The 12401-nt window shown below is 47.2% G+C and carries 13 protein-coding genes; all 13 read left to right on the top strand.

Going from position 1 to position 12401, the window contains the following annotated elements:
* Positions 1-13 precede the first annotated feature (13 nt).
* Genes ACMXYX_RS15680 through ACMXYX_RS15620 form a run of 13 tightly spaced genes read left to right on the top strand, consistent with a single transcriptional unit; the run spans position 14 to position 12171 of the window.
* A complete protein-coding gene (locus ACMXYX_RS15680; RefSeq protein WP_415906243.1) occupies positions 14-1120 on the top strand; it encodes a 4Fe-4S dicluster domain-containing protein in 1107 nt (368 codons plus the stop codon).
* A complete protein-coding gene (locus ACMXYX_RS15675) occupies positions 1117-1953 on the top strand; it encodes an FAD/NAD(P)-binding protein (protein ID WP_415906242.1) in 837 nt (278 codons plus the stop codon). Before ACMXYX_RS15680 ends, ACMXYX_RS15675 begins: the two co-directional genes overlap by 4 nt.
* Positions 1953-2720, top strand: coding sequence for a sulfhydrogenase subunit delta (locus tag ACMXYX_RS15670; protein ID WP_415906241.1), 768 nt, complete (start codon positions 1953-1955; stop codon positions 2718-2720). The genes ACMXYX_RS15675 and ACMXYX_RS15670 overlap by 1 nt, the downstream gene beginning before the upstream one ends.
* Entirely contained in the window at positions 2713-4008 is a 1296-nt protein-coding gene (locus tag ACMXYX_RS15665) for a Ni/Fe hydrogenase subunit alpha (RefSeq protein WP_415906240.1), read from the top strand. The genes ACMXYX_RS15670 and ACMXYX_RS15665 overlap by 8 nt, the downstream gene beginning before the upstream one ends.
* Complete coding sequence (locus ACMXYX_RS15660; RefSeq protein WP_415906239.1) at positions 4005-4463, top strand: hydrogenase maturation protease; 459 nt, start codon at positions 4005-4007, stop codon at positions 4461-4463. The genes ACMXYX_RS15665 and ACMXYX_RS15660 overlap by 4 nt, the downstream gene beginning before the upstream one ends.
* Entirely contained in the window at positions 4451-4762 is a 312-nt protein-coding gene (locus ACMXYX_RS15655; protein ID WP_415882572.1) for an NGG1p interacting factor NIF3, read from the top strand. The genes ACMXYX_RS15660 and ACMXYX_RS15655 overlap by 13 nt, the downstream gene beginning before the upstream one ends.
* A gap of 29 nt (positions 4763-4791) precedes the next feature.
* Positions 4792-6150: a V-type ATP synthase subunit B gene (locus ACMXYX_RS15650; protein ID WP_415906238.1), complete on the top strand. Its 1359-nt coding sequence runs from the start codon at positions 4792-4794 to the stop codon at positions 6148-6150.
* A gap of 9 nt (positions 6151-6159) precedes the next feature.
* Complete coding sequence (locus ACMXYX_RS15645) at positions 6160-6762, top strand: V-type ATP synthase subunit D (protein WP_415906237.1); 603 nt, start codon at positions 6160-6162, stop codon at positions 6760-6762.
* Positions 6759-8540, top strand: a complete 1782-nt coding sequence (locus tag ACMXYX_RS15640; protein WP_415906236.1) for a V-type ATP synthase subunit I — start codon at positions 6759-6761, stop codon at positions 8538-8540. Before ACMXYX_RS15645 ends, ACMXYX_RS15640 begins: the two co-directional genes overlap by 4 nt.
* A complete protein-coding gene (locus ACMXYX_RS15635; protein ID WP_415882568.1) occupies positions 8528-8974 on the top strand; it encodes an ATP synthase subunit C in 447 nt (148 codons plus the stop codon). Before ACMXYX_RS15640 ends, ACMXYX_RS15635 begins: the two co-directional genes overlap by 13 nt.
* Positions 8975-8987: 13 nt before the next feature.
* Complete coding sequence (locus ACMXYX_RS15630) at positions 8988-9671, top strand: ATPase (protein ID WP_415885979.1); 684 nt, start codon at positions 8988-8990, stop codon at positions 9669-9671.
* Positions 9671-10360: a DUF2764 family protein gene (locus ACMXYX_RS15625; protein WP_415906235.1), complete on the top strand. Its 690-nt coding sequence runs from the start codon at positions 9671-9673 to the stop codon at positions 10358-10360. Before ACMXYX_RS15630 ends, ACMXYX_RS15625 begins: the two co-directional genes overlap by 1 nt.
* The gene (locus ACMXYX_RS15620) at positions 10360-12171 is read left to right on the top strand and encodes a V-type ATP synthase subunit A (RefSeq protein ID WP_415906234.1); all 1812 of its coding nucleotides are present in this window, start codon (positions 10360-10362) and stop codon (positions 12169-12171) included. Before ACMXYX_RS15625 ends, ACMXYX_RS15620 begins: the two co-directional genes overlap by 1 nt.
* Positions 12172-12401: the final 230 nt, after the last annotated feature.

Here is a 12401-nt window from a genome sequence, read left to right as displayed (position 1 = left end):
GGGGGGGGAGTGAATGGCGATTTCTAAATCTGCTTTTCTCATTAGGAAGGATTTAACCGAGCTGTTTGAGCTTTTGCTTAAGCAAGGCTTTCGGTTGCACGGTCCTCAAGTTCGTGATGGCGCGATTGTTTACGATGATCTTGATTCTGTTGAAGATCTTCCGCAAAGGTGGACAGATCGGCAGGTCCCTGGGCTGTATCGGCTCAAGCATGGTGATTCTTTACGTCAGTTTAATTGGGCTAATGGGCCCTCGGCTCTGAAGCCGCTTTTGTATCCTGCTCGAGATGTTATCTGGCAGGCAAGGCGTGGTGATGATGGTCGTTTGCAATTTTTAGTGCCTGAGCAAGCGCAAGATAAAGTTGCAATCATAGGGGTGAAAGCCTGTGATCTTGCCGCGTTGAAACTGCAGGATCAGCATTTTCTAGAAGGTGAATATGTAGACCCCGGTTACCAAGCAAAGCGGCAAGGGCTTTTTTTAATTGCTGTTAATTGCAATGTATCTGCAGAAACCTGTTTCTGTGTATCTACAGGCGATGGTCCAGAGGTTAGGCAAGCTTACGATATCTTGTTAACTGAATTAGACGATGGCTTTCTTATTCAATCGGGCTCGGCTAAAGGCTCGACCATAGTCGATCAGTTGCCGCTACACAAAGTGTCTGAAGCGATGACCGATATGGCCAAGGAACAGATTCAAACGGCTGCTAATCAACAAACCCGATCACTCAACCTTATTGCTAAAGATGATCTGCAAAGCCGAAGAGATCATCCGCAATGGGATGATGTTGCCGAGCGCTGCCTTGCTTGTGGTAACTGCACTATGGTTTGCCCCACCTGTTTCTGCCATCGACAGCATGAAGAACCACAGCTTAATGGTGCTGAGAGCGAGCACGTCAGAGAGTGGGATAGCTGTTTTGGAGAATCTCATGGTCAGCTTGCAGGATTTCAAGTTCGACAAACCGTTAAGCAGCGCTATCAGCAATGGATGATCCATAAGCTAGATACTTGGCAGGCCCAATATGGCCGCTCAGGTTGTACTGGCTGCGGGCGCTGTATGACCTGGTGCCCTGCAGAGATAGATTTTGTAGCAGAAGCAAACCTGATAACAGGAGACAAAGAATGAGTGTTATCTGTCAGAAACCTTTGGTTGCAACTGTTACTGAGGTGATTTGTGAATCTAAAACGATCTTTACGCTTCGTTTGCAGTTGGCTGACCTCGCAGAGCGAGCCGCCTATAAGTTTGAACCGGGTCAGTTCAATATGCTTTACCTTTTTGGTGTGGGTGAGGTGCCTATCTCGATTGTTTCTGACCCTAAGGATGAGGGAGTCATCGATCACACTATTAGGATTGTAGGGCGTGTTACCGAAGGTTTAGCGAAATTAAAACAGGGAGATCAAATCGGTCTAAGAGGTCCATTCGGTCATGGTTGGCCTCTGTTGGACGCAAAAAATAAGGATCTTCTAATCGTTACTGGTGGATTGGGTTGTGCGCCGGTCGTAGCAGCAATCAATTATGCGCTGAAACGACGAGATCATTATCGACGGCTGAGTATTGTTCAAGGGGTTAAGCACAGCAATGATCTTATCTGGGGTGAGCGCTATGATCGGTGGCGTCAGATCGAGAATGTTGAAGTGTTTCTTGCAGCGGATGAATCAGGACCGGCGTGGCCATTCCATAAAGGGCGTATCACCGAGCTGCTTGATCAAGTGACAGTTGACCCAAGTAATGCATTGGCGATGATTTGTGGCCCTGAGGGGATGATGCATGCAGCAGCGGAAAAGCTTATTGGTTTAGGGATAGATCCGGCTCAGATATTTCTTAGTCTAGAGCGAAATATGCAGTGTGCCGTAGGGCATTGTGGCCATTGTCAGTTTGGCGCTGATTTTATTTGCAAAGATGGCCCGGTATTTTCTTACCCTGTTGTAAGCGATCGTTTAGGTATGGAGGGCGTGTAATGAGCTCTAAACCGAGTATTGCTGTGCATAAATTTAGCTCTTGTGATGGCTGTCAATTGGCATTGCTAAATATGGGTGAAGCCCTAGTTACTTTGGCAGAGCGGGTGGAGATAAAGCATTTTGCAGAAGCGGGTGTTTTGGATGAGAGTGCAGAGGTCGATATTGCCTTTATTGAAGGCAGTATTGTGACTCAACATGATACCCAGCGAATCCAACAGATACGTAAGAACAGCCGTTATCTTATTACCATGGGAGCCTGTGCCACTTCTGGTGGGATTCAAGCGTTGAAGAACTTGGCGGATGCACCTGAGACTTGGCCGGGCGCTATTTATCCACAGCCTGAATTTATCGATAGTTTGGATAGATCCGAGCCGATCAAAGATCACGTTAAAGTTGATTTTGAACTCTGGGGCTGTCCGATCAATAGCCGCCAAATCTCAACGGCGATCAGCTTAATGCTTGAGGGCGTAATGCCTCAGGATGAACGAGAAAAACTCTGTATTGAGTGTAAACGCTCGGGTCAGGTCTGCACTTTAGTCACTGCTGGTGAGCCTTGTATGGGGCCAGTGACAAGATTGGGTTGCGGAGCTTTGTGCCCCAAATTTGGTCGAGCATGCTATGGCTGCTATGGCGAAGCAGAGTTGTCTCATCATTCAGCGTTTGCTCGTCGTTTATCCGGTTTGGGACTTGTTGATGCGGAAGTTAGTCGGCGTTTTCGATTGATTCATCCTGAGGCAAATGTCGGCAAAGGAGAGCTGAATGACTGAACGAAAGATTCAGATTGACGTGCCCTCACTTGCCCGTGTTGAGGGAGAAGGGGCGCTCCATCTCAAGATTGAACAAGGTAAGTTACAGCATCTGCAATTTAAAATTTATGAGCCGCCGCGTTTTTTTGAGAAGTTTCTAGAGGGGCGGCACTTCTCTGAAGTTCCAGATATTGTGGCGCGCATCTGTGGAATCTGTCCTGTGGCTTATCAAGTCAGTGCAGTGAATGCATTGGAATCTCTGTTTCAGGTTCAGCTAATCCCGTGGATAAAGGATATGCGGCGCTTGCTCTATTTAGGTGAATGGCTGCAAAGTCATGGCCTGCATATCCATTTACTAGCGTTGCCAGATTATTTTGGCCATAACTCGGCGTTGGAGCTCGCAGGAGAGTATCCCGATGAGGTTCGAAGAGGCTTTGCTATTCAAGATGCGGGTAACCGAATTATGCGTTTCTTGGGTGGGCGTTCTGTACACCCCGTTGGTATTAAAGTGGGAGGCTTTCATAAAGCTCCCTCGGTAGCCGAAGCGCAAGCGCTTAAAAAGTATATCAATGAGATATTGCCTCAGGCACTAGCTATGGTTGAATGGTTAGCTGAGGTTGAGATTCCTGATCACCGGCAGGCTTTTAATTCCGTCTCGCTAACAGCGAATAGCTATCCGCTTGGTGAAGGTCGTCTCGTTAGTAGCTCAGGGTTGAATATCGCTGAGGACGAATATGAAACCTACTTTGCAGAGAGCCAGTCGCCACACTCGACGGCGCTGTGGAGTCATCTCAATGGCCAGGATTATCTGGTTGGCCCTCTGGCAAGGATCAATCTTAATCATCAACGGCTGCCTGATTTTCTACAGCAGCTACTCCGTAAATTGGGTAGCCCTTTTCCAAGTCAGAATATGTTCCACAGTATGTTGGCTCGTGGTGTGGAGATCTGTTTTGCTTTGGATGAAGCGATTAAGTTGTTGGAAAAGTATAAGTCACCTACCAAAAGTGCAGTTGAGGTTAATCCGAAAGCAGGCACTGGATACGGTTGGAGTGAGGCGCCTAGAGGTTTGCTTTGGCACCGATATTCAGTCAATGAGGCTGGCTTAATTACAGAGGCGAAAATCGTCCCGCCGACCAGCCAAAACCAAGCACGTATTGAGCAAGATCTGCTTTATTCCCTGAGTGAGTTTGGCTTGGATCAACCCGATGATCTTTTGCGCTTACATAGCGAAAAAGTGATTCGTAATTATGACCCTTGTATCTCCTGCGCAACTCACTTTCTAAAGTTAACAACGGAGCGTAAGCCTTGAAGTTAGGTGTGTTGGGGTTGGGCTCTTCCCATGGGGATGATCAAATTGGTTGGGTGTTGGTGGATGCCCTGCAAGGACTGCTTCCTGAATCTGTGGTCTGCGAGAAATTAACCACCCCTTCCCACTCTTTAGTGACGCTATTACCTCAGTTTGATCAGGTCATTGTGATTGATGCCTGTGAAATGGAGCAAAAAGCAGGTGAGTACAGGTATATTGAGGATGGGTCTGGGTTTTTGCATATGCAAAATGCGCCAGTTAGTAGTCATACTTTGGGTATATCAGAGAGTTGGCAGTTGTTGCTTAAACTCGAACAATCTTTGCCGCAGATCAGTTTGTTTCTGGTTCAGTTAGGTCAAACTGAGACTATGGCGCCTATATCTGATTGTATAGCTGAGCAGATACCCAACATGGTTGAACAGTTAAATAAAACGGTAAAGCTTCGGTGTATAAACTAAGTTTCTTTGTTCCTGATGAAAACTTGGAACAAGTAAAAGCGGCTGTTTTCGCGACAGGTGCAGGACGAATTGGTAACTATGATTGTTGCTGTTGGCAGGTGTTGGGTCAAGGCCAGTTTCGCCCTTTAGAGGGTAGTGATCCACATATAGGGCGCTTAGGTAATGTTGAAACAGTCGAGGAGTGGAAGGTTGAGTTGGTGTGCAGCGATGAGTTGATACATCAGGCTCTCGATGCAATGAAATCGGCTCACCCTTATGAAGAACCTGCCTACGATGTTTGGCGATTAGAAGAATTTTAAAGTTGTAACCGAATGACAGGGAGGTAGAAGTGACGCAGTTATTGGTACGTTACTCTCGTATTCTGGAAATTGTTGGTGACATAGTTAAAGTGCATGTGCCGCTAACAGATGGTGCATCGTCTATCTGTTTTGGTGATTTGGCTTTAATCGAAAATGACAAACATGAAGGCGCTGAAGGGAGTTTGGCTCAGGTCATTTTGCTTGATCGTGAGGAGGTCTCCCTTCAGGTCTTCACGGGTACCAAAGGGCTATCAACTCATTCGGTGGTTCGCTTCCTAGGTCGCTCGATGGAAGTGACTTTCTCTCCAAATATTTTAGGGCGTGCTTTCTCAGGTACTGGACGGGCAATCGATAATGGTCCAATGCTAACAGAAGAGCCTAAAATTGAGATCGATGGTCCCACAGTAAACCCTGCTAGACGTGTATTGGCATCACATATGATTCGTACCGATGTGCCGATGATTGATGTGTTTAACTGTCTGGTTGAGAGTCAAAAAATCCCCATTTTTTCCGTAGCGGGAGAGCCTTATAACCAGCTGTTAGCGCAGATCGGAACGCATGCTGATGCGGATGTCGTAATTTTCGGTGGTATCGGCTTAGTGTTTGATGATTACTACTTCTTTCGTCAGGCCTTTGAGGACGCAGGTGTGCTAGCGCGAACGGTGATGTTTGTTCATCAGGGATCGGATCCTACCGTAGAAGGTTTGCTGGTTCCAGATATGGCATTAGCGGTGGCTGAGCGTTTTGCTGTTGAAGAAGGTAAGCGGGTGCTGGTGCTGCTTACTGATATGACCGCTTATGCTGATGCACTCAAAGAGGTAGGGATCTCTATGGAGCATGTGCCATCAAACCGGGGTTACATCGGTGATCTCTACTCGCAACTAGCGCGGCGTTATGAAAAAGCCTGCGATTATAAAGGCGCAGGTTCCGTAACCATTCTGTCGGTTACAACGATGCCGGGTGACGACGTTACCCACCCCGTGCCAGATAACACCGGCTATATCACCGAAGGTCAGTTCTATCTGCATGATGGTGTGATCGATCCCTTCGGCTCGCTTTCGCGCTTAAAGCAGCATGTGATTGGCAAAGTCACCCGAGAAGATCATAGTCAAATCATGAACACTATGGTGCGCTTGTATGCGGAATCTCAGGATGCAGCGCAGAAGCAGGCGATGTCGTTTGAGCTAAGTGAGTATGACGAACGCTTACTTAAATTCGGTGAGCTGTTCAGCGATCGGTTTATGGATATTCATGTCACTATGTCGTTAGAGCAGGCATTAGATCAGTGTTGGCAGACACTGGCGGAGTGCTTTCAGTCACAAGAACTGTTGATGAAGCAGGCGTTGGTGGATAAGTATTTTCCTGCGCAAAACTTGGCTCAAGTTTAAGGATGGATTGTGGCTAAGCTGGCACTCAATAAGTCCACATTAAATCGCGAAGGCGGACGTTTAAAAGCGTTTCGTCAGTTCGTGCCCGCCTTAGATTTAAAGCGGAAACAGCTTCTGGCTGCGAGGCAAGAAGCCCAGCAGTTTCTGCAAACTAACCAACTAAAGCTACAAGATCTTCACCTTTGTGTATCTGAAAAACTACCAATGCTAGCGGGTGCGGAGATTAAGCTTAGCCAGTTGTTACAGGTTCAAAAGGTTGAGGTGAAATACAGCAATTTAGTCGGGTTAGAACTGCCTGAACTAGCAGAATTTAATGTTGAATTATCTGAATACTCGCGTTTGGTGTTGCCCCATTGGGTCGACACCGTTTTATTACTGCAGGAACAGGCCTTAAAGTTGGAAGTGGAGATCAGAATCTATCAACAACGCCTGCAGATATTGGAAGCTGGATTGCAGAAAACGACCCAGCGCTTAAATCTATTCGATAAGGTTTTAATTCCGCAGACTGAAAAAAATATTCGAAAGATCCGTATCGCATTATCAGATGCTGAGCGTGCGGGCGTTGTGCGCGCAAAAATTGCGAAGAATAAACGTCGGAGGCTGAAACTGTGAGTATTCTGTCTCTACAGAAAGCAACCTTGGTTGGGTTAACAGAGGAAAAGGCGTCTATTCTCGATGCTTTGCAAGCCTTGGGAGTCATGCATGTTATTCCTTTGGTAGCGCCGCAAAAATCTCAAGTGAAGTTAGAGCATCAAGTGAGCCCAGAACAGCTCCATGGCGTGTTGCACTATCTGCTGAACTCTAAGCAAAAGCGTAAGCAGGTAGTGAGCGAACGTCATTTTGATCTGCTAGAGGTCACAGACAAAGTTGATCAAAACCGTAGTTTGCGCCTGAAGCTAGTGGAACGGCATGATTTTTTGCGTAAACGTATAAAGGATCTCAAGCCTTGGGGTAGTTTTATCTTGCCCGAGGAAGGCGAATTATACGGTCGTCGTTTGTGGTTTTATCTTGTGCCTAATTACAAGATGAAAGAGGTAGAGAAAGCGGAGCTGCCTTGGCAAAGGGTCCATCAAGATAATCGCTATAGCTATATCACGGTTATTTCAGAAACAGAGCCGCCGTTAAACGCTATGCCTGTGACCCGCACTCATACCGGTGCTATTCCACTCGAGCAGTTGCAACGTGAATTGGAAGATATCGAGGTTGAGTTGGAAACAGTTGAAGCCGAACGCGAGGCGCTTACACGGTGGATCTATCTCCTGCAGAGATCCATTGCGGGTACCGAGGATGATGCGCAATTGGCTGAGGTATCTGATCAGACTTTGGATCGGGATGAGATCTTTGCCATTCAGGGCTGGGTCGCTGAGGACAGCATAGCGTCGTTACAGCGCTTTGCTGATCAGCAAAGTATGGTGTTACAGCTCGAAGTTCCTAAACCTGATGAGCTGCCCCCGACACTATTACAGAACCCAACCTCTGTTGCTGGTGGCGAAGAGGTGGTGAATTTTTTCCAAATGCCTGGTTATCGCAGTTGGGACCCTTCGCGCGTGGTGTTCTTTTCCTTTGTTAGTTTTTTTGCGTTGATCATGTCCGATGCAGGCTACTCGCTGTTGCTGGCTGCAATCTTGCTGTTTTACTGGCGAGATATGGGGCGTTCTGAAACGGGGCTGCGTTTGCGCGCGATGGGAGCAGCGTTAGCGGTGGCAGGCTTTATCTGGGGCGTGTTGGTGGGGAGCTACTTCGGTGCCCAAGCCCCCTTTGCGTGGTTACAGGGGTTCAAACTGATGGATCTGAATGACTTTGACAGCATGATGTTGCTCTCAATATCTGTTGGGGCCGTACACCTGATTTTGGCTAACTTGATGATGGCATGGGTCAGGCGTGGAACCACTCGAATGTATGCAGCCTTAGGCTGGGCAGGCTCGGTTACCGTAGCGCTGTGGGGCTGGATCGCTGGATTTGAGTTTTTACATTGGTTGTTATTGACAGCTTGCCTATCACTGGTTCTTCTTTTCTCAAGTGAAAAGTCAGAATGGAGCGTGGGTCGGTTCTTCGATGGTGTGTTAGCCCTTGCTGGGATAACCAAAATTTTTGGTGATGTTCTCAGTTATCTGCGTCTTTTTGCTTTGGGATTGGCCAGTGCTTCTTTGGCGATGACCTTTAATCAACTGGCTACTGATGTTGCGGCGGCTCTGCCTGCAATTGGCCTGTTATTTAAAGTACTTATCTTGCTGGTGGGTCATCTTCTCAATTTCGTTCTCACTGTGATCAGTGGCGTGATTCACGGTTTGCGTCTGAATTTAATCGAATTTTATAACTGGAGTCTTGCGGATGAAGGCTATGCTTTTCAGCCGTTTGCTAAACGGGAGGTTTCGCCTTGGATAACCTGATTATTGCTTTAGGTTGGGCTGGTCTATATGGCCCAATGGCGTTGGGTGCAATCGGTAGCATGATTGGTTGTGCGCAGGCAGGTCAAGCTGCCTGTGGTGCACTGCTAGAAACCGAAACAGGTCATGGTCGTTATATCGGTGTGGCTGCGATGCCATCGTCGCAATCTATCTACGGCATCGTGGTGATGTTTGCGTTGAATCGAGAGATAACTATCGATAACGCACCGGGCTTGGCTGCCATTGGCCTTTTATGTGGTTTGGCCTTGCTGTTTAGTGCTGCTTGGCAGGGGCGTTGCTGTGCTTCTGCGATTAATGTCTCCAAAATACGTCCTGAGATATTTGGTATGTCGTTAGCGCCCGCTGCAATTGTAGAAGGTTTTGCAGTCTTCGCATTTATTTTTGCGCTGGTTATTAGTGCAGGCGTGCCTTTGTAATGGGGGAGTGTTGATGAGTAATGAACATAAAACTCATGCATCTTCAGGTGTTGAAGAGTTGATCGAAAAGTTACGCCAGCAGGGTGTGGAAAAGGGACAGCATGAGGCTGAGGCCTTGGTTGAAGAAGCTGAACATCGTGCGGATTGGCTGTTATCGCAAGCCAAGCAAGAAGCAGAGCAGATTGTTAGCAAGGCACGCAAAGAAGCTGAAAAGCTGCAGCAGTCTGGCGAAGACGCATTAAGGATCGCTGCTCGCGATATGCATTTGGAGGTCAGAGAAACCTTATCTCATTCTTTTACTGATCAAGTGGAACGTTTGGTTGCACAGCAGATGGATAATGCTGAGTTTATGCGTAGCTTGATTCTATCTCTCGTGGCTAAAGCAAGTCATGATCACGGCATCGCAGATGCCTCTGAAATCGAGCTGCTCCTGCCTGATGATTACATCGGCTTGGATGAATTACGCAGAAACCCCAAGGAGTATAGAGAGGGAATATTAAGTCAGTTTGTTCAGTCTCTTGCGGCTGAGCAGATGCGGGGTGGGGTCAGTTTTGACCTTCACCAAGGCAAAGGAATCCGTGTTCGTTTGCAAGGAGAAGAGGTGGAAGTTGATCTGAGTAGTGAAGCTATATCCAAATTGTTGTTAAAACATCTTCAGCCCCGATTTAGAGCGATCATTGAGGGAGTGATTCGCTAGTGTCGGACTATTACACCTTAATTACTGCGTTACCATGGCTGCCTGATCTAGAACAGTGTCAGCAGATGCCGTTGTCACGCATAGCGCTAGATCAACGCTTAACCATGCTGAGTGATGTCGATCGACAGCAGTTAGCCTTGATTGAGTGCCTTTATTATCCCGATGAGAAGAGGTTGCGAGGCTTGACGGATAAAGAGGTTGTGTACCAGTGGGCAGATCAACTCGATCAGGTAAATAGCGACGTGCTACGTCAGCGGATTTTGTTTCATTTTGAATTAAGAACACTGTTGGCGGCTTTACGCAGTCGTGCCGCAGGTATGGAAAATTCGGCGTTGTTTTATGGTGTAGGCCGATGGTTGCCGCGTATTCGTAGACATTGGTTTGAACCCGGATTTGGTTTAGAGGACGTGTGTCCACAGCTACAACCTTTACAGCGAGCTTTAGCTAAAGAGGATGCAATGCTGGTGGAGCAAACGTTAAACCAGTGGTTGTGGCAAGATTTAGCGCTATGTGAGAAACAAAATGGGTTTAGTTTTGAAGCGCTAGCGTGCTTTGTGCTGCGTTGGAGTCTCGCAGAGCGTCACCTAAATTATGATGCTGAAACCGCTTTCACAGAATTTAATCGGGCAAATTTACAGCTATTGAAAATTACAGGCCTAGAGCAGCAGTTAGCTCAGGGGGAAGCCTAGTGAATCAAAAGATTACAGCTCAGGTTGTTGCGGTACGAGATGACATCGTCACCATCGAACTGGGTAAAGATGATGAAGGTGTGTTTTATCCCATTCTGAAAAATGAAGTGGTGTATATCTGCCCTGTGCGTACTGCTGTGGATGGACGACAGGAATTTTTGCAAGCGGAAGTGCTTCGAGTGCGTCACGGGGAAGCGGATGTTCAAGTGTTTGAAAATACCCGTGGTGTGGCTGTTGGTGATCCGGTTAGGCAAAGTGGCGAAATGCTTTCGGTTGCGCTCGGGCCTGGGTTATTGGGGCAGGTTTATGATGGTTTGCAAAACCCTCTAGAGATCATTGCTGCGCAGCATGGCTTCTTCCTGCCTCGAGGTTTGGAAGTTGAAGGGATCGATCAACTGCAGCATTGGGCGTTCCAGCCAAGTGTTAAGGTTGGCGATCGAGTCAAAGCAGGTGATTTGATCGGCAATGTTCAGGAAGGGCGATTTAAACATCGGATCATGGCGCCGTTTAACCTCTATGGAGAGGCTGAAATCAGCTGGATTCAGGAAGGAAGTTTCACGGTTACGACGCCGGTTGCACGTCTACGCCTTGAGCAAGGCAATGAAATAGAGGTCACTATGCAGCAAAAGTGGCCGGTGCGTGTGCCAGTGAGTGAGCCCTTGCTTCGGTCTGGAAGCAGTAAACGTCATTATCCTCAAGAACCACTGCTTACTTCTATCCGCCTTATCGATACCTTCTTCCCTGTTGCAAGAGGTGGAACGGCTTGTATTCCGGGGCCTTTTGGCGCGGGTAAAACCGTCTTGCAGAGTTTGATATCGCGTTTCTCGGACGTTGATATCGTGGTGATTGTGGCCTGTGGTGAGCGTGCTGGTGAGGTGGTGGAAACTATCACTGAGTTTCCAAATATGCCGGATCCAAAAGGAGGAACCTTGATGGATCGTACAGTGATTATTTGTAATACCTCATCTATGCCTGTGGCGGCTCGTGAAGCATCGATCTATACAGGGATTACTATCTCTGAATACTATCGCCAGATGGGCTATAACGTGTTGCTCATTGCTGACTCCACTTCGCGTTGGGCTCAGGCGATGCGAGAAACTTCTGGACGTTTAGAGGAGATTCCGGGTGAGGAAGCATTTCCTGCGTACTTAGATTCTGCTGTACGCGCACTTTACGAACGTGCAGGTTTGATCGAAAACAATGCCGGAGATATGGGGAGTCTTACCCTGATTGGAACTGTTTCCCCAGCTGGGGGTAATTTTGAAGAGCCCGTTACCCAATCAACATTGCGAACGGTGAAAACCTTTTTGGGCTTGAGTGCAGAGCGCGCTTATAAACGTGCTTATCCAGCGGTAGATCCATTGATTTCATGGTCGCGTTATCTAGATCAGCTTGCAGATTGGTATGCCGAGCATTTAGGTGCTGATTGGGTTTCTCAGGTGAAGGATATGCAGCAATTGCTCGATCAAGGTGAGGCAGTTCAGCAAATGATGCAGGTGACAGGTGAAGAGGGTGTTACCTTGCAGGATTACATTCTTTATCACAAATCTATCTGTTTAGATCAGGTCTACTTGCAGCAAGATGCCTTTGATGATGTCGATATATCGGTACCTATTGAGCGTCAGCAAGCTTTGTTTTCACTATTAAGAATGGCGCTTACATCAAGTAATGAGTTTAAGGATAAAGTTGAGGTTAGGGATTATTTTGTAACCCTGACAGGTTTGTTCCGAAATCTTAACTATAGCCGCACTGATAGCCCTGATTATCGGCGCTATATTGATGAAATAAACACAAAGCTAAATCTGCGTTAGTTCACATCTGTACTGGTCTAATTTAAAGCTTCTGTTCTTTGTTGAAGGCTATAAATTATGGTAGTTTGATGCAGATCAATTTTTTGACCGGATGAATGGTCTGCTACTTCGCCAAATCTGTTACAGTGGCGGGTCGGTTCTTTTTGTTTGTATTGGGCCAAATATCAGATGTGCGCAGCCAATCGGCTTTATTGCGATGGGAAAGTAGATGCGGTTTCTACCCATCGTTG

The sequence above is a fragment of the Neptuniibacter sp. QD72_48 genome, assembly GCF_047778065.1.
Classification (GTDB): Bacteria; Pseudomonadota; Gammaproteobacteria; order Pseudomonadales; family Balneatricaceae; genus Neptuniibacter.
The sequence above is the reverse complement of the archived record's forward strand: the minus strand, read 5'-3'. Positions and strand labels throughout refer to the sequence as shown.

What these genes read in the sequence shown, in the direction of transcription:
- ACMXYX_RS15670 (WP_415906241.1), top strand. Translation starts at nt 1,953, where the DNA reads ATGAGCTCTAAACCGAGTATTGCTGTGCATAAATTTAGCTCTTGTGAT.
- ACMXYX_RS15680 (WP_415906243.1), top strand. Translation starts at nt 14, where the DNA reads ATGGCGATTTCTAAATCTGCTTTTCTCATTAGGAAGGATTTAACCGAG.
- ACMXYX_RS15630 (WP_415885979.1), top strand. Translation starts at nt 8,988, where the DNA reads ATGAGTAATGAACATAAAACTCATGCATCTTCAGGTGTTGAAGAGTTG.
- ACMXYX_RS15665 (WP_415906240.1), top strand. Translation starts at nt 2,713, where the DNA reads ATGACTGAACGAAAGATTCAGATTGACGTGCCCTCACTTGCCCGTGTT.
- ACMXYX_RS15675 (WP_415906242.1), top strand. Translation starts at nt 1,117, where the DNA reads ATGAGTGTTATCTGTCAGAAACCTTTGGTTGCAACTGTTACTGAGGTG.